At 62.7% G+C, this 20,865-nt stretch carries 23 protein-coding genes, 6 tRNA genes and 1 other RNA gene; 11 read left to right on the top strand and 19 right to left on the bottom strand.

All coding sequences use genetic code 11. From position 1 onward, the window contains the following. From clpX to VLT15_06090, 7 genes are all read right to left on the bottom strand, one after another. Positions 1-664 (bottom strand): ATP-dependent Clp protease ATP-binding subunit ClpX (gene clpX / locus VLT15_06120; GenBank protein HSR44788.1); only part of this gene is annotated, 664 nt, incomplete at its 3' end. Positions 665-670: 6 nt separating this feature from the next. Next, on the bottom strand, positions 671-1,291 hold the full coding sequence (gene clpP / locus VLT15_06115; protein ID HSR44787.1) for an ATP-dependent Clp endopeptidase proteolytic subunit ClpP: 621 nt from the start codon (positions 1,289-1,291) through the stop codon (positions 671-673). Continuing rightward, a complete protein-coding gene (tig, locus tag VLT15_06110; protein ID HSR44786.1) occupies positions 1,281-2,666 on the bottom strand; it encodes a trigger factor in 1,386 nt (461 codons plus the stop codon). The genes clpP and tig overlap by 11 nt, the downstream gene beginning before the upstream one ends. 42 nt (positions 2,667-2,708) lie before the next feature. Next, positions 2,709-2,786, bottom strand: a tRNA-His gene (locus tag VLT15_06105). 13 nt (positions 2,787-2,799) lie between these two features. Further along, positions 2,800-2,872, bottom strand: a tRNA-Arg gene (locus VLT15_06100). Positions 2,873-2,922: 50 nt separating this feature from the next. Next, positions 2,923-2,993: transfer RNA gene (locus tag VLT15_06095), tRNA-Gly, on the bottom strand. Between the two features lie 122 nt (positions 2,994-3,115). Then, a tRNA-Pro gene (locus VLT15_06090) sits at positions 3,116-3,189 on the bottom strand. Between the two features lie 351 nt (positions 3,190-3,540). Here VLT15_06090 and VLT15_06085 point away from each other — a divergent pair. Both VLT15_06085 and VLT15_06080 read left to right on the top strand, forming a co-directional pair. Then, positions 3,541-3,614: transfer RNA gene (locus tag VLT15_06085), tRNA-Lys, on the top strand. Positions 3,615-3,661: 47 nt separating this feature from the next. Next, a tRNA-Leu gene (locus VLT15_06080) sits at positions 3,662-3,744 on the top strand. 177 nt (positions 3,745-3,921) lie between these two features. Here VLT15_06080 and rdgB read toward each other — a convergent pair. From rdgB to VLT15_06055, 5 genes are all read right to left on the bottom strand, one after another. Next, positions 3,922-4,494, bottom strand: a complete 573-nt coding sequence (rdgB, locus tag VLT15_06075) for an RdgB/HAM1 family non-canonical purine NTP pyrophosphatase (GenBank protein ID HSR44785.1) — start codon at positions 4,492-4,494, stop codon at positions 3,922-3,924. After that, positions 4,491-5,198: a ribonuclease PH gene (gene rph / locus VLT15_06070; protein HSR44784.1), complete on the bottom strand. Its 708-nt coding sequence runs from the start codon at positions 5,196-5,198 to the stop codon at positions 4,491-4,493. Before rph ends, rdgB begins: the two co-directional genes overlap by 4 nt. Positions 5,199-5,241: 43 nt before the next feature. After that, positions 5,242-5,988 (bottom strand): MBL fold metallo-hydrolase, encoded by a 747-nt coding sequence (locus tag VLT15_06065; GenBank protein ID HSR44783.1) that lies wholly within the window; start codon positions 5,986-5,988, stop codon positions 5,242-5,244. A 77-nt stretch (positions 5,989-6,065) separates the two neighbouring features. Next, the gene (locus VLT15_06060) at positions 6,066-6,458 is read right to left on the bottom strand and encodes a M67 family metallopeptidase (protein HSR44782.1); all 393 of its coding nucleotides are present in this window, start codon (positions 6,456-6,458) and stop codon (positions 6,066-6,068) included. A gap of 37 nt (positions 6,459-6,495) precedes the next feature. Next, positions 6,496-7,158, bottom strand: coding sequence for a hemolysin III family protein (locus tag VLT15_06055; protein ID HSR44781.1), 663 nt, complete (start codon positions 7,156-7,158; stop codon positions 6,496-6,498). Positions 7,159-7,232: 74 nt separating this feature from the next. Between VLT15_06055 and VLT15_06050 the strand changes: the two genes are divergently transcribed. Further along, a complete protein-coding gene (locus tag VLT15_06050; protein ID HSR44780.1) occupies positions 7,233-7,643 on the top strand; it encodes a DUF983 domain-containing protein in 411 nt (136 codons plus the stop codon). Between the two features lie 84 nt (positions 7,644-7,727). Beyond that, positions 7,728-8,561, top strand: a complete 834-nt coding sequence (locus VLT15_06045; protein HSR44779.1) for a hypothetical protein — start codon at positions 7,728-7,730, stop codon at positions 8,559-8,561. A 9-nt stretch (positions 8,562-8,570) separates the two neighbouring features. On the opposite strand, the gene VLT15_06040 is transcribed toward VLT15_06045, so the two are convergent. After that, positions 8,571-10,529: an ATP-dependent DNA helicase gene (locus tag VLT15_06040; protein HSR44778.1), complete on the bottom strand. Its 1,959-nt coding sequence runs from the start codon at positions 10,527-10,529 to the stop codon at positions 8,571-8,573. A 77-nt stretch (positions 10,530-10,606) separates the two neighbouring features. Between VLT15_06040 and VLT15_06035 the strand changes: the two genes are divergently transcribed. After that, the gene (locus VLT15_06035) at positions 10,607-11,722 is read left to right on the top strand and encodes an ATP-dependent 6-phosphofructokinase (GenBank protein HSR44777.1); all 1,116 of its coding nucleotides are present in this window, start codon (positions 10,607-10,609) and stop codon (positions 11,720-11,722) included. Between the two features lie 22 nt (positions 11,723-11,744). Here the strand turns inward: VLT15_06035 and VLT15_06030 are convergent, their stop codons facing one another. Then, positions 11,745-12,308, bottom strand: coding sequence for a class II aldolase/adducin family protein (locus VLT15_06030; protein ID HSR44776.1), 564 nt, complete (start codon positions 12,306-12,308; stop codon positions 11,745-11,747). Then, positions 12,305-13,378: an S-methyl-5-thioribose-1-phosphate isomerase gene (gene mtnA / locus VLT15_06025; GenBank protein HSR44775.1), complete on the bottom strand. Its 1,074-nt coding sequence runs from the start codon at positions 13,376-13,378 to the stop codon at positions 12,305-12,307. The genes VLT15_06030 and mtnA overlap by 4 nt, the downstream gene beginning before the upstream one ends. A gap of 70 nt (positions 13,379-13,448) precedes the next feature. Between mtnA and VLT15_06020 the strand changes: the two genes are divergently transcribed. From VLT15_06020 to VLT15_06000, 5 genes are all read left to right on the top strand, one after another. Further along, positions 13,449-14,435, top strand: coding sequence for an aldo/keto reductase (locus VLT15_06020; GenBank protein HSR44774.1), 987 nt, complete (start codon positions 13,449-13,451; stop codon positions 14,433-14,435). 63 nt (positions 14,436-14,498) lie between these two features. After that, a complete protein-coding gene (locus VLT15_06015) occupies positions 14,499-15,194 on the top strand; it encodes an AzlC family ABC transporter permease (protein HSR44773.1) in 696 nt (231 codons plus the stop codon). Then, positions 15,191-15,526 (top strand): AzlD domain-containing protein, encoded by a 336-nt coding sequence (locus tag VLT15_06010; protein ID HSR44772.1) that lies wholly within the window; start codon positions 15,191-15,193, stop codon positions 15,524-15,526. The genes VLT15_06015 and VLT15_06010 overlap by 4 nt, the downstream gene beginning before the upstream one ends. Before the next feature lie 555 nt (positions 15,527-16,081). Next, positions 16,082-16,852, top strand: a complete 771-nt coding sequence (locus VLT15_06005) for a lysophospholipid acyltransferase family protein (protein HSR44771.1) — start codon at positions 16,082-16,084, stop codon at positions 16,850-16,852. A gap of 50 nt (positions 16,853-16,902) precedes the next feature. After that, a complete protein-coding gene (locus tag VLT15_06000; protein HSR44770.1) occupies positions 16,903-17,232 on the top strand; it encodes a transcriptional regulator in 330 nt (109 codons plus the stop codon). 64 nt (positions 17,233-17,296) lie between these two features. Here VLT15_06000 and ssrA read toward each other — a convergent pair. Beyond that, positions 17,297-17,654, bottom strand: a transfer-messenger RNA (tmRNA) gene (gene ssrA, locus VLT15_05995). Between the two features lie 104 nt (positions 17,655-17,758). Here ssrA and VLT15_05990 point away from each other — a divergent pair. Next, positions 17,759-18,217 (top strand): gamma-glutamylcyclotransferase family protein, encoded by a 459-nt coding sequence (locus tag VLT15_05990; protein ID HSR44769.1) that lies wholly within the window; start codon positions 17,759-17,761, stop codon positions 18,215-18,217. A 9-nt stretch (positions 18,218-18,226) separates the two neighbouring features. Here the strand turns inward: VLT15_05990 and smpB are convergent, their stop codons facing one another. From smpB to VLT15_05975, 3 genes are read right to left on the bottom strand one after another with little or no spacing between them, the layout of a single operon-like run. Beyond that, the gene (gene smpB, locus VLT15_05985) at positions 18,227-18,679 is read right to left on the bottom strand and encodes an SsrA-binding protein SmpB (GenBank protein ID HSR44768.1); all 453 of its coding nucleotides are present in this window, start codon (positions 18,677-18,679) and stop codon (positions 18,227-18,229) included. Continuing rightward, positions 18,679-19,869, bottom strand: coding sequence for a peptidoglycan DD-metalloendopeptidase family protein (locus VLT15_05980; protein ID HSR44767.1), 1,191 nt, complete (start codon positions 19,867-19,869; stop codon positions 18,679-18,681). Before VLT15_05980 ends, smpB begins: the two co-directional genes overlap by 1 nt. Positions 19,870-19,873: 4 nt before the next feature. Then, positions 19,874-20,761, bottom strand: a complete 888-nt coding sequence (locus VLT15_05975; protein HSR44766.1) for a permease-like cell division protein FtsX — start codon at positions 20,759-20,761, stop codon at positions 19,874-19,876. Positions 20,762-20,865 lie beyond the last annotated feature (104 nt).

Here is a 20,865-nt window from a genome sequence, read left to right as displayed (position 1 = left end):
GAGGCACGTTAGCCACCGTGCCCTCGACGATCTTCAATAGCGCCTGCTGCACGCCCTCGCCGGACACGTCGCGTGTGATGGAAGGGTTGTCGCTCTTGCGGGCGATCTTGTCGATCTCGTCTATATAGACAATGCCGCGTTCGGCGCGCTGCACGTCGCCATCGGCAGCCTGCAGCAAGCGCAACAGGATGTTCTCGACGTCCTCACCCACGTAGCCGGCCTCGGTGAGGGCGGTGGCATCGGCGATGGCGAACGGCACGTTGAGCATCCGGGCCAGGGTTTGAGCAAGCAGCGTCTTCCCGCATCCGGTGGGACCGATGAGCATGATGTTCGACTTCTGGAGCTCCACTTCATCGCGAAGTTGAAGTCCGGCCCGCACCCGCTTGTAGTGGTTGTACACGGCTACGGACAGCACCTTCTTGGCGCGTTCCTGGCCGACTACGTAGTCGTCGAGAAAGGCGAGGATTTCCGTCGGCTTGGGAAGTTCGGTGAACTCCAGTTCCTCGGTGCCGGCGAACTCCTCCTCGATGATCTCATTGCAGAGATCGATGCATTCGTCGCATATGTAGACGCCGGGACCGGCGATCAGCTTGCGAACCTGCTTCTGGGACTTGCCGCAGAAGCTGCATTTCAGAAGTTCGCCACCTTCACCGAATTTCGCCATGAACGATCAGCTCTCTTCCGTAACGGCCGCCAGTTCCCGTCTAGTCAACAACGCATCGATCACACCGTATTCGACGGCTTCGTCTGCAAGCAACCAGAAATCTCGATCCGTGTCGTCGGCAACCTTCTCGACATCCTGGCCACTGTGATCGGCGAGGATCTGGTTGAGTTGCTCACGCATCTGCATGATCAGCTTGGCTTGAATCTCGATATCTGTCGCCTGTCCCGAGGCTCCACCATGCGGCTGGTGCAACATGACCCGGCTGTGCGGAAGCCCGAAACGCTTGCCCTTGGCTCCGCCGGCCAGAATCACCGCTGCTGCCGAGGCGGCCATCCCCATGCAAACGGTGCTGACATCGGGCTTGATGTACTGCATCGTGTCGTAGATGGCGAAGAGCGACGTGATCGAGCCGCCGGGCGAGTTGATGTAGATGAAAATGTCCTTGTCTGGATCCTCGGATTCGAGGTGGAGGAGCTGCGCCATTATCAGATTGGCGACGGTGTCGTCGATGGGCGTCCCGAGGAAGATGATCCGGTCTTTCAGGAGGCGGCTGTAGATGTCGTAGCCGCGTTCACCGCGGCTCGTCTGCTCGACAACGGTCGGTACCAGGTAGTTCTCATTCGTCATCTACGGCCTCCGAGGGCTCTTCGTCAGAAGGCTCGACACCGGAATCCTCTACCGATTCTTCGCCCGGTGACAAGTCGATTGGATTGCCTTCACTATCTACGGCTACGGCAGCTTCTAGAAGCGCGTCGAGCGCCTTTCGTCTCAGGATATCACTGCGCAGCTCTTTCTCCTGGTTCGTTTCCGCGAACCGGGCGATCAACTCGTCGGTCTCAGAACCCGTCTGTGCGGCCAGCGCGCCGATGAGCTCTGCATATTCCGCATCTTCCACCTCGATTTCCGAATGCTTCACGACGGCATCGAGCAAGAGATTGGTCCTCACGTTGCGGTTGGCCTGGCTGTTGAGATCGTCGATGAAAGCCTGCTGATCCTGTCCGGTGATCTGCAGGTAGTCGGCAATCGAAATCTTCTGCTCTTCCAGCCGGTGCGAGAAAGAGTGGAAGATCGACTCCATCTCGCCGTCGATGATCGCCGCCGGGATCTCGATTTCCATTTCGTCGGCGAGAAGATCGAGGAGCTTGACACGGAACTCGTTGTTGACCGAGTTCAGCTTCATCTGGCGGATGCGAGCGCGCAGTGACCCGGTCATTTCTTCCACCGTGGAAAACTCGGTGACGTCGTCGACCCACTCGTCGGTCATGTCCGGCAGCTTCTTCTGCTTGACCTCTTTCACGAGAAGCCGGTAGGTCACCGATTGACCGGCTTTGTCACCAAACCCGTCCGGGAGCAGGCCTTCGAACGACACGATCTCACCGGCCGAGCTTCCCGTCAGTTCGGTGTCAATGCCCTCGATGAAGGACCCGGAACCAATCTCATAGAGAAGATCCTCAGCTGCGGCCTCCTCGACGATCTCACCATCCTGAGTCGCAGAAAGATTGATGCTCACGTAGTCCCCGGTAGAGGCGGCGCGTCCGACGGTTTCCAACTCGGCGAACTGATCACGCATCCGATCTACGTTCTGGTTCACCTCTTCGTCGGTCACGTCCGGGGAGGTGACCTCGACGGTCCTCCCTCGGTAATCGGGAGCAAACTCGAGGACCGGCCACAGAGTGACTTTGACGTCGACTTCGACGCCTTCGTCGATATCACGGATGTTCTCCACCGCGGGGGTCGCGGCGGGTTCGAGTTCGAGTTCTTCGAGGGCATCCGTTACGGCTGAAGGCAGCACCTCCTCGATGGCCTCAGACCGGAGCCTGTCGGCGCCTACGGTTGCCTCGACTACCGGACGAGGCGCTTTCCCCGGCCGGAATCCCGGAATCTTCAGATCTCTGGAGAGTTTGCGGGCGACCGTCGACTTCGCTTTGTCGATGTCGGCCTCTGCTATCTGCACGGTGACGAGTTTCTCGAAGGGTCCCGCGTCGGTGATGGTCGTGTTCAATGGTGCTCCTCAGCTGACGAACGGGCGCGCAGACGCCCGACTTGGGGTGACCGACGGGATTCGAACCCGCGACATCCTGGACCACAACCAGGTGCTCTAACCAAGCTGAGCTACGGCCACCATGTGGCGGAAGCGCCCCCGGAGGGATTCGAACCCCCGACCAAGAGCTTAGAAGGCTCCTGCTCTGTCCACTGAGCTACAGGGGCACAGGTCGCTACCGCGTTGCTATGAGGACGGCCCACCGTCCTCATAGCCGAGCGGGTGAAGGGAATCGAACCCTCATAGCCAGCTTGGAAGGCTGGAGCTCTACCATTGAGCTACACCCGCGAATGCGTCCGCAAGGATAACAAGAGTCGCGAGTCGCGAGTCATCTGCACCCTCTCATCCCGGACTGGAGTTTCTCCGGAGGCGAAACTCCAACATGCTCAAACCTCTGGTTTGAGCATGCGTCGGGCTGGCCGGATTCGAACCGGCGACCCCCTGCTCCCAAAGCAGGTGCGCTACCAAGCTGCGCTACAGCCCGTCTCTTCTCGGAGCAACGATACCGGTAGTCGAGCTACCTGCCATCAACCCGGGCCTGCCCCGCTCGCCGCTGCGGCACTCATTGTCGCATGTTGAGTTGCAATACCGGCAACTCAGCAAGGTTTCCGGAGCCCGGTACGACCGTTCGTGCTGGTCCGGACCGTTGTCTGCCTCGGCAGATCCCTATCCGAGTTACAGATGGACACCGCAAGAACCATCTAGCCCACGGGATCCTGCGGGTGCGAGCGAAACGCTCGACCGACGATTGGCATCGGGTCATGGGTTGGATCGATGGAGTCATTGCCGAAATGCTGGTTTCCGACGACTGCGGAACCAACGCTATCCTTGCGCCGGGTCGCTAGCTCAATTCGGCAGAGCAACGGACTCTTAATCCGCAGGTTCGGGGTTCAAGTCCCCGGCGACCCACAACGATCCCGGCACATGTAACAATGTGCCGGGATCACCACGTTCACGCGGGCGTGGCGGAACTGGAAGACGCGCCAGGCTTAGGACCTGGTGGGCAATGCCCGTGGAGGTTCGAGTCCTCTCGCCCGCACGCCTGTCGAGCAGAGCTCGACAGGTTCGAGTTTGCCGCCGGCAAACTCCCGCCGACCCAAACATCCCGTGAAACCTCCAGCTCGACAGGTTCGAGTTTGCCGCCGGCAAACTCCCACCGACCCAAACATCCCGTGAAACCTCCGGCTCGACGGGTGACCAGATGGGCCCGAGCCGGTCAATCGGCCAGCTTCTCCGCCAGTGCTCTCAGGGCCCGGGCACGGTGGCTGATCTCGTGTTTCTGGTCACCCATCTCGGCGAACGTCACTCCATCCACCGCGAAGACCGGGTCGTAGCCGAAGCCTCCACTCCCCCGACGAGCCCCGGTGATCTGACCTTCTACGACACCGTCGACAACCAGTTCGGTGTCGCCGACCACCAGCGCGATCGCCGTCCGGAACCTGGCTCGACGGTTCTCCTGCCCATCCATGAGGTCGAGCAATCGATCCACGTTCTCCGCATACGTTGCCTCGGGCCCGGCGAAACGCGCGGTGTTGACACCAGGAGCCCCGCCGAGTGCTTCGACCTCCAGTCCTGTGTCATCTGCGAGAGCGGGAAGTCCCGTCGCCCTGGCGACGGCTCGCGCTTTCAAAAGGGCATTCCCTTCGAGGGTGTCCTCGGTCTCATCGACATCTGGCCAATCCAGGCCCCCAACGACCCGACCGACGAGCCCCAGGTCGGCAAGCACCTTCTCGACCTCTGCGATCTTGTCCGGGTTCTTCGAAGCGACTACGAGTCGCTCGATCCTCATGCCCCAACCATCTCCTGCTGAACGGCGACAAGCTCCCGGATTCCCTGCTCGGCGACATCGAGCATCTGCTCGAGTTCACGGCGCGTGAACGGTTGGCCCTCTGCAGTTCCCTGCACTTCCACCAGCAATCCGCGCCCGGTCATCACGACGTTGAGGTCGACCTCGGCGGCAACATCATCCACGTATTCGAGGTCCAGCAGAACCCGTCCGTCGACAAGGCCCACCGAGATCGCAGCCAGTTGATCGAGAATCGGCACCTCGTTCACGAGGCCCTGCTCCTTCGCCCACGCCAACGCGTCGTGGAGCGCCACCCAGGCTCCGGTGATGGCGGCCGTCCGGGTTCCGCCGTCCGCCTGGAGCACGTCGCAGTCGACGCGAATCGTCAGCTGCTCCATCCCCTCCAACCGAACGACCGACCGAAGCGCCCGGCCGATCAGTCGGGAGATCTCCTTCGACCGGCCGCCCGTATAAGCGTCGCGGCGAATCCGCTGGGGTGAGGAGCCGGGCAGCATGCCGTATTCGGCCGTCACCCATCCCTTCCCCGAATCCCGCATCCACCTCGGGACATCCTCGTCCACACCGGCCGTGCACAGGACCCGCGTTTCACCCATCTCGATCAGGACCGAACCGGGTGTCATGTCTGTGTAGCCGCGAGTTATGCGGACTGGTCGAAGTTCGGTCGATGGTCGTTCACGGTGCCCCATGGGTCATCCTTCTCAACGCGGCGATTCCGGCATTCTTGCAGCGCTAGACCTTGACGGTGATACCGGGGACCGCCGGAGTGACTGGTCGCCCAAAGGTGTCCTCGGCCTCGGCAACGCTCCGCGACGGATCGAGCGTCGGCCAGATGTGAGTGAGCATCAACCGGCGTGCTCCGACTGCCCGGGCCAGCGACCCGGCTTCCCCCGCCGTCAGATGATGCGGCCACGGCTTCTCCGTTCCCGGTCCCTGATAGGTCGCTTCGCAAAGAAGCAGGTCGGTACCGGCGGCCAACTCAGCCAACCCCCCACCGATTCCTGTGTCGGCGCTGTAGGTAAGCGAGCGGTTTCCTGCCTCGACCCGCACGCACAGCGTGGGCACCGGATGGTCGGAAATCCCGAATGTCAGCGCCAGCGATCCCAGCACGGCTGTGCTCCCCGGCCCCATCACCCGAAAACCGATTACGTCCGAGAAGTCGCGATCTCCTCCTCCCAGGAAAGCCGCCAGACGGTCTTCGAGACCCTCCGGTACAAATGCAGGAACCGCCGACCGGGGGTTGCGGCCATAACGGGTTGCGTAATAGAAACCAAAGATGTCCAGGCAATGATCGCTGTGGGCGTGGGAGAGGACTATCCCATCGACTTCGCCCGGGTCGATCCGATCCTGCAGCGCCGCGAACGTCCCCGAACCGGCGTCCATCCACAGGTTGGTTCCCTCGTGCTCGATGAGATAACCGGAGGCCGGCCGGCCCGGCGTCCCGTAGGTTCCGTTGGATCCGAGGACGGTCAGTTTCACGCTGTGAAGTGTAGGGAGCGGGAGAGGCTCCCGGTCACTGGGAAATAGGTTCTGGGTCTTGCGGCGAGCGCGGCCTTTCAGGACAGCGGTTCTTCGGTCACCACTCCATCGCGAATCCGATAGGCCCTGACCTCGGGGGCGGAGAACTCCGCCATCCCAACGATCACATAAAGCCAGTCGGGCTCGAGAGCCTGTCGACGATCGGTGGACGACGGAACCGGCGGACTTGCAGTGTGGGAATGGAACACGCCGGCCAACTCCCAACCGTTTCGCTCTGCATGCTGCAAAGACCGGAAGTGTTCGTTCGGGTCTACCGTGTAGGAAACCGGTGAACCGTCCGCATTGGTCAGGCTGTAACACATGCGGAGAGCGCCGGTCTCGTCGGCCGCCAGCAGCCCACAAGCCTCATTGGGAAACTCGAATCGGGCGTGCGCGATCATCGCCTCGTAGATCAGTGCCGGAACGCGCATCGAACCACACGGAATCCGGACCGGTCGAAGCTCAGGTTCATGCCACCAGCGGGACTACCCACAACGACACGACTAGGTAGTGAGCCACGGACCCGGCGACGACCAGCACATGAAACAACTCGTGATGAGAAAACACCCGGGGAAAGAGCTTCGGGCGGCTCGTCGCGAAGATCACCATTCCGACCGTGTAGAACACACCACCCAGGAACAGGACCAGCAGCGCGGAAAGCGGCAATCGTCTCGCAATTTGTGCGATCGGCACGACGACGAGCCAACCCATGGTCGTCTGCAACGTCACCGAGAACCAGGTACCCACCTTGGGAAACAGGTACTTCTGGCCGACTCCGACCGCGGCGATCCCCCACATGGTGGCAAGGGTCGTCGTCCGCCATGCCCCCGTCAGCACGTTGTAGGCGATGGGCGTGAACGACCCGGCAATCAGCACGAAGATCCTCGAGTGATCGAGCCGCTGCATGCGCTTCTTCCAGGTGCCGTTCCACGGGACCGAGTGATAGAGGCTGCTGGTCGTATACAACGCGATCAGACTCACTCCGAAGAACACCATCGACCACATGCTCGGGAGGTTGTCGGCGGTGCGAACGATCAGATTCACCAGTCCGATGATCGAGGCGAGGGCGGCCGTCCCGTGCAGACCACCTCGGACGGGGTTCTGCATGCGTCCGAGGGTGATTCGCTCCATGGGTCTAACGATACCCTGAAGTCGAGGGTATGAACCGATGCAAACCGCCGTTCACGAACGTACACTCAGCCGAAGTGCGTGACCCCGCTGATCGCTTCCCAACTCTGCTCCGGCGGGGCATGACCCGCCGTTGTCCACGCTGTGGTGGCCGGGACATCTTTCCCGGTTTCCTGACCATGGTCGAGGACTGTCCAACCTGCGGCCACCACTTCGAACGCGACCACGGCTATTGGATCGGGGCCATGATCGTTGCGACGGCCTTCTCGATTGTCGGATTCCTCACCGCCTTCCTGGGCGGCCTGGTCGCCACATGGCCCGACGTTCCATGGAACGTGCTACTCCTCGTCACACTGGCGGTGACCGGTGTCGTCCCGGCGGTCACCTATTCATCCGCTCGCACCATCTGGGTTGCGATGGACCTGGCGGTACGACCGCTCGAAGACCGGGAGATCGAACGGGCAAGACGGAACCTCGAGAGCGCCTGAACCAGACAGTTCAATCACTCTCGGCGCGCAATAACTCCCTGGACATCACTTAGAGTGTTCGTTACTCTGCCGGCGGGAGGCGAAATGTTCGTGAAGCTGGTCAGTAAGTTGACCGCGGTGGTGACCGCGGTGGTCATGGTTTTCGGTAGCGCCCCGGCGGCGCAGGCGGCCGGCCAACGGGCTCTCTGGGTCTGGGACGGTCCCGACCCGGCCGTGATCGAGTTCGCACTGTCGAACGGCATCTCCGATCTCTACCTTCACACACCTCCCGGTTTCTCCGCAGTCGACGACTACCGGTCGTTCGTCACTGATGCACGAGATGCCGGCCTCCTCGTTCTGGCGATGGCCGGGGACCCGTCGTGGGCGACCGACTCCGGCGCCTGGAGCACCTGGGTCGATGAAGTAGTCGAAGCGGGCGGTTTCGACGGCGTGGTCTTCGACGTTGAGCCCTACACCCTCGCCGAGTGGAACTCCAGAAAACGCAACCGCCTGATCCGCTCGTACCTGGAGTCTCTCGAGGATGCCGTACTTCGCGCAGGCGCGCTCCCCACGTTCACAACTGTGCCTTTCTGGTGGGATGACCCGGCGTTCAACACGAGGAAACGCCCCCTTGTCGAGCAAGTGCTATCGATGTCGGACGGGATCATCGTCATGGCATACCGGGATCAGGCGCGCGGAGCCGACGGGATCATCGAACTCTCCCAATCGGAAGTCGATCTGGCGTCCTCCATGGGAAAGCAGATCGTGATCGGCGTCGAGACGGGACCGACGGCTCTCGACAAGGTGTCGTTCGCAGAAGAGGGTTCGGCAGCTATGGAAGAGGAACTCGCAGTTGTCGAGGCCGAGTTTGGGTCCAGCCCCGGCTACATCGGCATCTCGATCCACCACTATGGATCGTATTCGACGATGGCCCGGTGACGGCGTCGGTCACGGTCGCCGGAGAAAGGAAAGCACCTCTTCCCGGTCCGCAGTGATCGGCATCGGCGGGAGGGAGCCGAGCACAACCCTGCCGTACCGCATCTTGGCGAGGCGGGCGTCGAGCAACGCCACCACCCCCCGGTCGTGGGTTGTCCTGATCAAGCGGCCGACTCCCTGGGCGAGCAGCATCGTCGCTCTGGGAAGGTCGACCGTCTGGAAGGCAGACTGGCCGCGCCCCTCGGCGAGTTCCCGGCGCGCCACCCAAAGGGGATCATCGGGCCGCGGGAACGGAAGTCGATCGATCACGACGAGTTCGAGCGCCCTACCAGGAACATCGAGACCCTCCCAGAAGCCCATGGTGGCCACGAGCACGGAAGTCTCCTCCTGCTCGAAACGCTCGACGAGTCGCCGCTTGGGAAGATCCCCCTGGGCGAGCACTTCCAGATCTGTTTGCTCTCTCAGTTTCTCGACCGCCAGTTCGAGCATCCGATAGCTGGTGGTCAAGACCAGCGCTCTTCCGCCGGCCGCCCCGACCAGGGTGGCGATCTCCCCGACCGCCGCTTCTCTCCATTCCGGCTGCCTGGGGTCCGGCAGCCCGGCGGCCACGTAGATACGGCCCTGCGTCTCGAAGTCGAACGGGCTTCCAACCGAGAGCATTCCCGCACCGAGTGGGACTTCCTCGGGATCGGCACTGAATCCCAGACGTAGGGCGAGCGGCACGAGGGAACCGCCCACCGACAAGGTAGCGCTGGTCAGGATGGCAGGTCGCTCCGCGAGCAATCGTTCCGCCATCAAGGGCCCGACGTCGATCGGCGCAACCTTGAAACGTTTCCGCTCACCGTCGGGCTCAACCCAGGAAACATGGGAGTCGGGCGGATCCAGTCCCATTGCGAGATCCCCGGCCAGGTGGCCACCCAACCTGAGAGCCCGCGCTCGCGCGCCCCTCAGCCCGGGTGTCGCAGGCTCGGTGGCACGAATCCGTCCGTTTATCTCGGAAACGACCGTCGACAAGGCGATGAACTCGCCCCCCACCGCGGTGTCCTCCGGTCTGGGCACGTGCCCGTCCGATGCTCCGCCGAGCTGGGCCTCCAGTGCCCTGGCGCGATCTCGAAGTGGCTCGAGCAGTTTGCGGGCTTCAGCAGGAGGCATGACTCTCCTGACGAAGGCCGAAGCCGTCTGATGGAACTGCCAGATCCGCCCCGGATTGAGCTCGATTCCCAGTGCCGAAGCCATTGTGTCCTCGAGGCGATGGGCCTCGTCGAATATGACGACATCGTGCTCCGGCAGAACACCTCCGTCGAGAGCCATGTCGGCACCGTAGAGATGGTGATTCACGACGACAACGTCGGCAACGGCTGCTCTGTCGAACGCTGCCATGGCGAAACAATCTGCACCCTGCGGACACTCGTCCCTGCCCGGGCACTCCATGCCGGAGACCGACACATCCGACCAGATGTCGTCGGGAACGGCCATCGGCAGATCATCGCGATCACCCGTGTCGTGCACCTGGGCCCACTCGATGAGCGTCGCGATGAGGCCGGAGTCTGTGGCCTCTTCGTCGAACAGTCCCCCCTGGTCGGTGTCTTCCCGCAGTTCCGCGAGCTTGGACAGGCACAGATAGTTCTGTCGCCCCTTGATCGCCGCCCACGAAAACGAGACTCCCAGCGGTTCCAGCGCGCCGGCCAGAAACGGCAGATCGCGTGCCGAGAGCTGATCCTGAAGGCTCTTCGTGGCGGTCGACACGACAATCCTCTTGCCTGAGGAAATGGCCGGGATGAGATAACCGAACGACTTGCCCGTTCCGGGGCCCGCCTCGCAAAGCAGATGGGAATCCGATTGGAGCGCTTCGGCGATCGCGCGGGCCATCTCGACCTGGCCCGACCGGCGGGCGCCACCCTCCTTGGCTTCGACGACGGCCTCGAGGAGCACCTCGACGCGCTCGACGGGATCAGATGGCAGGGACGGCATCCGTGGGATAGTAGGTTCCCCTTCGCCGCAGCGGCACCATCGGGGTATGGTTTGTGACTCCCGAGGGGAACCAGAGCATGAATATCGGCATCCTGACCGCGGGTGGAGACTCACCCGGCCTCAACGCAGCCATTCGCGGCATTGGAAAGGCCGCGATCCGGTCTCACGACATGTCTGTCATCGGCTTTCGGGATGGCTTTCGAGGTTTGATGCAGAACCGCCACGTCCGCCTCGACTCGGACGACTTGTCTGGGATCCTGACGGCAGGTGGAACGTTTCTCGGGACGAGCCGGGACAAACCCTCCCGCATGAACGTCGGTGGTCGCGAGATGGACATGACGGGCATCATGATCGAGACGTACGAAGCCCATCATCTCGACGCGCTCGTGTGCCTCGGAGGAGGGGGAACTCAGAAGAACTCCCTCCACCTCGCTCAGGCAGGTATGAAGATCGTGACGTTGCCGAAAACGATCGACAACGACGTGGCGGGAACCGACATAACCATCGGATTCGACACTGCGATGGACATCGCCACGGAAGCAATCGATCGTCTGCATTCAACGGCGCACTCTCACCATCGCATCATCGTCGTCGAGGTGATGGGCCACAACGCCGGATGGCTGGCACTCGGTGCCGGCCTGGCCGGCGGCGCAGACGTGATCCTCATCCCCGAGGTTCCTTATCGCACCGAAGCCATCGCGGAATCAATCCTGGCCAGGCAGGCGGCGGGAAGCCGGTTCAGCATCGTGGCCGTCTCAGAGGGAGCAATCTCCGCCGATCACGCCGCCGACCGGAACCGCCTGAAGGAGGTTCAGAAGACGGGCGACGACGCCGACGAACGGGACACGGCCAGGCAGGAACTCCGGGATCTGAAGATCGCAGCTGCGGATGCAACTCACAGGCTGGCGGCACAACTCGAGGAGCGCACCAGGCTCGAAGCACGCGTGACGATCCTCGGCCACGTGCAGAGAGGCGGAACACCCTCCCCTCTCGACCGTCTTCTGGCCACCCGGCTCGGGACCGCCGCGGCAGACTTCGTCGCCGAGGGCCGCCACGGGATCATGGTCGCCAACCTCGGTGATGAGGCGGTAGCGGTGCCTCTCGAGGACATAGCCGGGCAACGCAGAACCGTGCCGCTGGATCACCCCTGGGTAGCCACGGCCCGAAGCCTCGGAGTGTCGCTCGGCGACTGAGCAGGAGCCGTTGGCCTCTGGGCTATCGCTCGGCAAGGAGAATCGTCCGGGCCCCGTTCTCGGCCAGTTCCAACCTGTCGAGAGCCTGAGCCACAGACATGCCGACGGTGACAACCCCATGCCGTTTGAGGATGACCACACTCGCTCCCCTACCCACCGCTCTCCCGACGTCCTCGGCGAGACGTTCGCTACCACTCGACTCGAACGGGTTGATCACAATCGAACCGACGACGTCTTCGAGTTCGGGCAGGAGTCTTGGAAACGAACTCCTTCGCAACCCGACCGCCGTCAACGCCGGAGAATGGGTGTGCAACACGCAACGGACTGCCTCGTCGGCCCGATACGAGGCGAGGTGCAGCCTGTATTCGGTGCTGGCCTGTTCCAATGCCTCCGAGCCGGGATAGTCCGGGCTGAAAACGACGAAATCGCCGGATGTCATCGTTGCCTTGCGGACACGACGCTTCGACATCACGACACGCCCATCGGCCAACCGGGCCGAGAGGTTTCCCGCGGTTCCGGCATTGAGTCCAGACTCGTGGAGCTGACGGCCCACCTCCAGCAACGCATCGACGGCCTCGGTGATCATGCGGATCCGGCTCCCAGCGCGCCGAGGCTCTCTGCGTAGGGCGGTTCATGTATGCCGTGTTCGGTGATGATCCCACTGATCAGCCTGGCCGGTGTCACGTCGAACGCGGGACTCCACACCGGAACGTTCGACGGTGCCGTCAACTTGCCGAAACCCCGTCGAACCTCGTCGGCAGATCGGAACTCGATGGGAATCGCGCTCCCGTCGGGAGCATCCAGATCGATCGTCGATGTGGGAGCCAGGACATATAGAGGGATTCCGTGTTGTTCGGCCAGCACGGCCAGGCCGTAGGTGCCGATCTTGTTGGCCGCGTCGCCGTTGGCGGCGATGCGGTCGGAACCCACGAATACGACGTCGGGAGGGTCGACGGCCATGAGCGTTCCGGCCATTCCGTCTGTGATCACCGTCACATCGACACCGGCCGCATCCAGCTCCCATGCCGTGATCCTGCTTCCTTGCAGGAGTGGGCGGGTTTCGTCCGCGAACACCCGAGTCTTGAACCCGCGTTCGTGTCCGACGTACACGGGCGCGAGGGCAGTGCCGATTCCTCCGGTGGCCAGAGCGCCGGCGTTGCAGTGCGTGAGCACAACCGAAGACTCCCCCAGAAGGCCGACTCCGTGCTCTCCGATGGCCCTGCACATCGAGGCGTCTTCGCTGAGGATCCGGCCGGCTTCTTCAACGAGCGCCGCGGCGATCTCGGTAGCGCTCCCCGCGTGGGCTTCGAGCACGACACGCATGCGGTTGATCGCCCACGCCAGGTTCACGGCTGTGGGCCGCGCCGCGGCAAGCCTGCCTGCCCACCCGGCGAAGCTGGTCCGCAAATCCTCCGACCCGGACCCCTGCCGGGCTTCTCCGCCGGCGAGGGCGGCCAGACCCATGGCCCCCGCGATTCCTATTAGAGGGGCGCCGCGCACTCGCAACGACTTGATCGCTTCCTCGATCCCCTCCAACGTGCTGAGAGTCACTTCTGCGACCTCCGCGGGAAGACGGGATTGATCGAGGATGACGATGCCGGTTCGATCGTCGTCCCATCGAATCTGTCCGAACGGGGCAGGTCTGTTGAGTTCCATCAGCTGAGACGATAAACGCGTGCCGGCCCGTCGCAACAACCCGCCTACTATCCGGGAAGGAGGTGCCGCAGTGCAATACAGAGCTTTCGGGCGCACCGGTTGGGAGGTGTCCTCAGTCGGATTCGGAGCTTGGGCCATCGGGGCCGAATGGGGACCCGTGGACGATGAGCAATCGATGGCCGCACTGCGGACGGCCGTGGAGGAGGGCATCAACCTCTTCGACACCGCCGACGTCTACGGTGACGGACGCAGCGAAAGGCTGATCGGACAACTGCGTTCCGACTACCCGGGGGAGAACCTCCACGTCGTCACCAAGGCAGGGCGGCGGCTCAGCCCACACACCGCCGACGGCTACAACGCAGCCAACCTCGAACGATTCATCGGGAGAAGCCTCCGCAACCTCCAGACCGACAGTCTCGACTTGGTTCAGCTCCACTGCCCGCCGACCGACGTCTACTACCGGCCCGGCGTGTTCGAAGCTCTCGATGGTTTGCAGACCCGCGGCTTGATTCAGCACTACGGCGTCAGCGTCGAACGGGTCGAGGAGGCACTCAAGGCCATCGAGTTCCCCGGCGTCAAGAGCGTGCAGATCATCTTCAACATGTTCCGCCAGCGTCCTGCCGAGCGATTCCTGAGCGAAGCCGAGAACCGGAACGTGGCGATCCTGGCCCGCGTGCCGCTGGCCAGCGGACTGCTCACCGGGAAGATGACCTTGCGATCGCAGTTCCAGGAGAACGACCATCGAAGTTACAACCGCCACGGCGAGGCCTTCGACGTGGGCGAGACCTTCGCCGGCATCGACTACGCGACCGGGCTGGAAGCGGTCGAGTCCCTGCGCAGCCTGCTTCCGCCTGGGATGTCCATGGCACAGTTCGCCCTTCGCTGGATTCAGATGTTTCCCGCGGTCGGCACCGTGATTCCGGGGGCCAAGAACCCGGCCCAAGTCAGGGACAACGCTGCGTCGGCCGATTGCCCGCCCATCCCCGCCGAGACGATGGAGGCTGTGCGCGCCCTGTACAACGCGCGTATTCGACCACTCGTGCACCAGCGCTGGTGAGATGCCGTCTCCGGAGGCGGCCCGCGGACGGCAGACCGTGCCGGCAAGTAGCCTCCGTTCTTCATGAGTGAAGGTTCACGCTCTATCTACCTGCGGGGTGTACGCGACTTTGCTCCCATCATCCTCGGCATCGTCCCATTCGGATTGGTTGCCGGGATCGCGTCGATCGACGCCGGCCTCGACATCTTCCACGCCGTGGGATTCTCCACAATCGTCCTGGCGGGCGCTTCACAGCTGGCTTCGATAGCACTGATCGGCCAGAACGCCACCTTCATCGTCATCGTGGCGACCGCGCTGATCATCAACGCGCGGTTCATCATGTACAGCGCCTCACTCGCAACCCACTTGGCGGGGTTGCCGTTGCCGCGCCGGGTGATGGCTGCCTACCTGCTAACGGATCAGTCCTACGCGTTTTCGATCATCCGCTATCGGAATGAATCGTGGGATGTCTCTCAGAAGCTCGCCTACTACGTCGGTGTCGGCACCACGCTCTGGCTCGTCTGGCAAGTCTCCACGGTACTGGGCGTGCTTCTCGGCGCGAGCCTTCCGGCGGAGTGGTCGCTCGACTTCGCCGTTCCGCTGGTGTTCCTCGCTCTGCTCGTCCCGGCCGTTCGCGACAGGGCAGACGGTGCAGCAGCCGTCGTGGCAGGAGTTCTCGCCGTCACGGCAGCCGGCCTGCCCTACAACCTCGGGCTGCCCATTGCTGCGGTTGCCGGCATCGGGGCAGGCGTGGCGCTCGGGAGAAAGCAACCGGCATGACGGACTACTCCCCCACCGCCATCTGGCTCTTGATCGTCGTAATCGGACTCGGCACTTTCGCGCTCCGCTTCTCGCTCATCGCCCTGGCGGGGAAGAACGACCGGATACCGGAACCTGCCCTTCGCGCCCTCCGATTCATCCCACCGGCGGTGCTCGCCGCGATCGCCGCGCCGGCATTTCTGCGGCAAGGGGGGGCAGTCGACGTCTCGTTCGGCAATCTGCGCCTGTTCGCCGGAGTCGTCGCCTACCTCGTGGCGGCGCGCACAAAGAGCGTCCTGTGGACCATCGTCTCGGGAATGACGGTTCTCTGGATCCTCGAAGCCGTCTTCTGAACGCGATTCGGACCTCCCGAAGGAGGTCCGATCGTCTCATGTCGGCCGTGGCCGGGCGGAAACCCGGCGAGGCCATGTCTGTCGTTGTTTCGGCGTTCGTTCGGTCTTCGCACGGGTGGGCTTGGCTGATGCGTAGCGTTCTTGTGCGATGGCGCGGACGGCGCGCGTGTCATACGGGTACATGACGTTCCTTCCCAGGTAGGTGGTCGGCGCGAACGCGCCGGTGCAGGGGTCTCGGGGCCGTAGAACGGCTAGAGAGCGAAAGAGACGCTCATCGAACCGGCCGGGGCGCCGGAAGTCATCGGGATCTTGATCATGTCGGCACCTCCTTTCGAGAGCGGTCTCGAACAATGTATCGCATTTCGCCGAAGCGCGCGGGGGAATAAACGCGAGTGGCCGGGTCATCGCCGCGAGTGGAGGTGCGGGCGCAGAGATCGGAACGTCTCCGGCGGTCGGAGAACGGACGTCGATTGATCGGGTGGCCACCCCGGCGCAGCCGGCGGCCTTTCCCATCAGGCGAATCGCGGGTATCCGGTCTTGAGTACGATCAATGCCATGGACACGCCGAGGCCCTGGTGGCTCAAGATCGTTGACTGGGTCACGACAATCCCGATGGTGATCGCCTTCGGCACCACCCTGGTTCTGGGCGACGTAGGTGCCCGTGTCGCACGCCTGTTCGGCCTTCGACCGATGGAGATCGCGGTCGGGGCCGCCCAGCGGGCACTGATCTGGACCTTCCGCATATCAGGAGTCCGGCTGACCATCGAGCGCCACCCCGCTGTCGTCGCCGGGAAGGGATTCGTCTTCCTCTCGAACCATCAGAGCCTGTTCGACGTTCCGATCTTCGGCGGGATCCTCTTCTCGAACTACCCGAAGTACGTTGCGAAGAAGGAACTGGCCAACTGGATTCCGCTCATCTCATTCAATCTGAAACACGGCGGCAACGTTCTGATCGACCGCGGGAATCGAGTCGGGGCGGTGCGCGCCATCGCGGAGTTCGGTGCAACCTGCCAGGAACGTGACGTGTCGGCCGTCATCTTTCCGGAAGGAACGCGATCCAGAGACGGCAACCTGCAGGAGTTCAGGAAGGCCGGAACGGCCGTCCTGCTCGAAGCTGCCTCGAAACTGCCGGTAGTACCGACTGCCATAGATGGTTCCTGGAAGCTGCTGAGCAACAAGATGTTCCCGGTTCCTTTCGGAACAAGCGTGCGGATCAGGTTCCACGAGCCGATCCAACGCGCAGAGGGCGATTCAGGCACCCTTATCGATACCTCTCTGGCCACCATCGCAGCCACGATCGAGGACTGGCGGGCGAATCCGCGATAGCCGGGTGCAGGGCGGATCGAAGCCTTCGCCTGCTCCCTCATTCTCTCTCGGTGCCGCTCCTGAGTGAGTCTCGGTCACATGTTCGATGTCGGGTTCGAGCACACAGAACATCTCCATCGCCGCCGACGCAGGGGAGGTCTCCACAACCGGCGGTCGTCGATGAGGTGGATTTCGTGTTCCTGCAACGACAGACGGCCATGACCCCGGGCAACCTGTCTGCTCACATCGGCAAGCTGGTCAAAGCCGGTTATGTCGAAGTGGACAAGACGTTCGTCGACAATCGTCCCCGGACGATCTACTCGCTGACGGCCCCGGGTCGAGGTGCCTTCGAGAGCTATCTGGTCGGGATGCGGTCGCTCCTCGACACAGCACCCGGCTGAGGCAAACACGTTCTTCGACGGAACGCCGGAAAGGGCCCCGATTCCACAATCGGAGCCCTTTCGCTGGTGGAGGTGCGGGGAGTTGAACCCCGGTCCGCTGAATCTTCGGCGCCGGCATCTCCGAGCGCAGCCTTCAGCAAGCCTTCGGAACGGCGGGACTCTGATGGCTAGTTTCCCGCTGCCCTATCCAGAGTTGGTCTTAGCCCCTCAGTCCCGGAATCCCTCGGGGAGCATCCTGCATTGCGACGCCTGGATCCGGCGGGGCAGGAACCCTCCGGGCAGACGAGCTGCGTTTAGTTACGCAGCCAGGGCGAAGTTATCTTCGGCACCTATTGGTGTTTCCCGGCTCTTTAACGAGGACTCCGGGGACCTCGGCTCGCTTCCGGCGCTTCAACATTCAACGTCGAAACCGTTTCACCCCCATAATGGGCGTTCCCACAGATACAACGTTACCGGGACTGCGGTATTCCGCAAGAGGAATGCGGTTCACGAGTCGCAGAACCGCGGAGGCTATCGTCACCGGACTGTGTTCTATTTCGCCTACGGCTCGAACATGTCGTCAACCGTGATGGCCGACCGGTGCCCGAATGCGCTCTCTCTGGGAGCTGCCCGACTGGACGACCACCGGCTCGCATTCTCGCTGCCGTCTCTCCGCTGGGGAGGGTATGCCGCCGACATCGAAACGGCCGAAGGCTCGGCCGTCTGGGGGGTGCTGTGGGAGGTGGCCACCACGGACTTCGCCACACTCGACCGCGTCGAGGCGCGTTACGACCGTTACCCGGTCAACGTCGTCCGGAACGGCTTCGAGGTGACGGCGACCACCTACCGGGTCAAGGCTCCTCTCGCGTCTCCAAACGGAGGACCGCCCGACACCAGGTATCTCGCCAGCATCCTCGCCGGGGCCACCGAACACGGACTGCCGCACGAATACATCAGAGCTCTCGGCTCGACGCATCGGAAGATCACCGAGGACGGAGCCACCTGATACCCGCCGCTACTGCCTACCCTTGCGGCGCATCGCCCTATCCATCTCGCGCTTTTGCTCTTTTGCCTTGAGAGACTGGCGCTTGTCGTAGGTGCGCTTGCCTCTTCCGAGCCCGAGTTCGATCTTCGCTGTGCCTTCCTTGAAGTAGATGCGCAGTGGGATCAGAGTCAATCCCTTTTCGGCGAGCTTGGACCCGATCCGATCGATCTCGCGTCTATGGAGGAGGAGTTTCCGATCGCGCTCAGGTTCGTGCCCGCCCAGGCGGGAGAATGCGTACGGCGCGATATGACATCCGATCAGCCAGAGTTCACCGGCGCGGATGGACGCATAGGAGTCCTTGAGGTTTACCTGCCCGTCCCGAAGGCTCTTGACCTCGCTACCGACCAGAACAATCCCCGCCTCGTAGGTCTCGAGGATCTCGTGATCATGACGAGCCCGCCGGTTGGTGGTGACTACCTTCATCAACCGTTGAGGAAAGGCATCGGGTCGACCGGAGTTCCAAACTCGCGAGTCTCGAAGTGGAGGTGCGGACCGGTCGAATATCCGGTCGAGCCGACGTAGCCGATCACCTCGCCGTCCGACACCGACTGACCGACGCTGACTGCCAGCTTGCTCTGATGGGCGTACAGGGTGGACAGTCCCGCTCCGTGATCGATGACCACCGCGTTGCCGTATCCCCCGTACCAGCTCGCCAGGATCACGACGCCGTTTCCTGCGGCAACGATCTTCACGCCCGAGCCTGCCGACATGTCGATGCCGGTGTGGAGCTTGCGAACGCCGGAGATGGGATGAACCCGGAAGCCGAACGGCGAAGACACGGAGCCGGCAACCGGCCAGCGCAAGGAGCCGAGCTTCTCTCCGCCGGCCGATTGAGCAGCCCGGATCGCAGCTTCGATCTTCTCCTGTTCTCGTTCGAGGGCGGTCAGCTCGCCTTCGACCTCACGGATGTCGGACTGGACTTCCGCCAGCAGATCCTTCACCGCTTCCAGTTCGGCGGCTACCTCTGCCTCTTTCTCCTCCAGAAGGGTGCGGTCTGCTACGAGGCCCTCCCGCTCAACCTCCAGGGCGGCGAGAATCTCCTCGGTTCGTCGTTTGTTCGCCTCAACCTGTTCCTGCTGGAGTTCTTCCTGGTGTTCGAGAACTTCGAGGCGACGAATCAGCGCCTCCGAATCCTCGATCACTTGACCGGCGTACTCCAGGCCAACGCTCACGTCTGCCATCTCGTTCACCGCCAGCAGCACGCCGCCGACGTTCAGGGAGCGAGACATGTACAGATCGACCGCGCGCTCCTGTACGGTTTCCTTGGTCTGGCGAACCTCCAGCTGCGTCCTGGCGATCTGCGCCTCCAAGCTCGAGAGCGACGTCTCGAGATCGACCAGCTCAGATTCCTGATTGGCGATGTCGAGTTCCTTCGAGTCGACCCGCCCCTGCACCTCTGTGATCTGGGCCTGGAGTTCTGCGAGCCGGCCGGCCACAGCCGCAACCGCGGCAGCCCGCTGGTCCTTGATCTCCTTCTGTGCCTTGATCCGCTGGTTCAGAGCATCGATTTCCTGCTCGACGTCGCTCAACCTCGCCTCGTCCGACTGAGCGCCGACCGGCACGCTGAGGGCAAGAAGCAGGAGCATCGCAACGGGGACCATCCATCGCCGCATCACATCATTCCTTCAGGTACCTGCGAACGCCCAGGGCCGAACCGAGAAAACCGGCCAGAGCACCGAACAGCAGGAAGAGTATGGTCCACCGCCAGAAGAACGAGTCGGCGACCTGGAAGTCGAAAAGCCCGATCGTGTCATCGATTCCCTCCAGACGCGTTCTGGCAAAGAAAACCATGACAACCGCGAACAACGCACCGACAAAACCCTGCAACATGCCTTCGAGGACAAACGGGACCCTTATGAACCAGTTCGACGCACCGACGAGTTTCATGATGCCGATCTCCTCACGGCGCGCATAGATGGCCATGCGGATGGTATTGGAAATCAGAACGACCGCCGACGCACCCTGAACGATCGCCAGGACGACGCCGATCATGTTGAGGACGTTGCTCAAATCGGCGAGTTGTTCGATGCTCTCACCCGGAGAAGTGACTTCCTTGACCACGGGCTGGTCGATAAGACGCAGCTGAACACCCCGGTACTCCTCGATGTTGTTGAGTTTGATGCGAATGGAGGCGGGCAAGATCGCAGGATTGACGTTTTCCAGCATCGCAGGATTGCTGGCAAACATCTCCTGGAACTCCTGATATGCCTCGGCCTTGCCGACGAAGCTGGCAGTGTCGACTTCTTCCCATCCGTTGACCTCGTCGAGCAAGCCCATCTGGGCCTCGAAGGTCACTCCATCGCGGACCTCATCTTTCAACCAGACGATCACGTGCACGCCGTCTTGCCATTGCAGCGTGTTGGCCTTGACGAGCTCGTTGAGAACCAGCGCACTGAAGGCGAGCGTCAACGAAACGAACACAGCCAGGATGGCACCGACGACCACCAGCGCGTTGCGGCCCATGTTGACGAGGGCCTCGCGGAGAAGGTAGGCGATCCTGCTCACGACTCGGGCTCCGTGACCCGGCCTTCGGCCGGTTCGACCTCGACGGAATCCTGCTCCAGGGCTTCCACCTCCGGAATCTCAGGCGCAACCTCGATGACTTCGGC

The organism is Acidimicrobiia bacterium (assembly GCA_035471805.1).
Classification (GTDB): domain Bacteria; phylum Actinomycetota; class Acidimicrobiia; order Spongiisociales; family JAHEDJ01; genus JAHEDJ01.
This window is presented reverse-complemented; position numbering and strand designations above follow the sequence as displayed.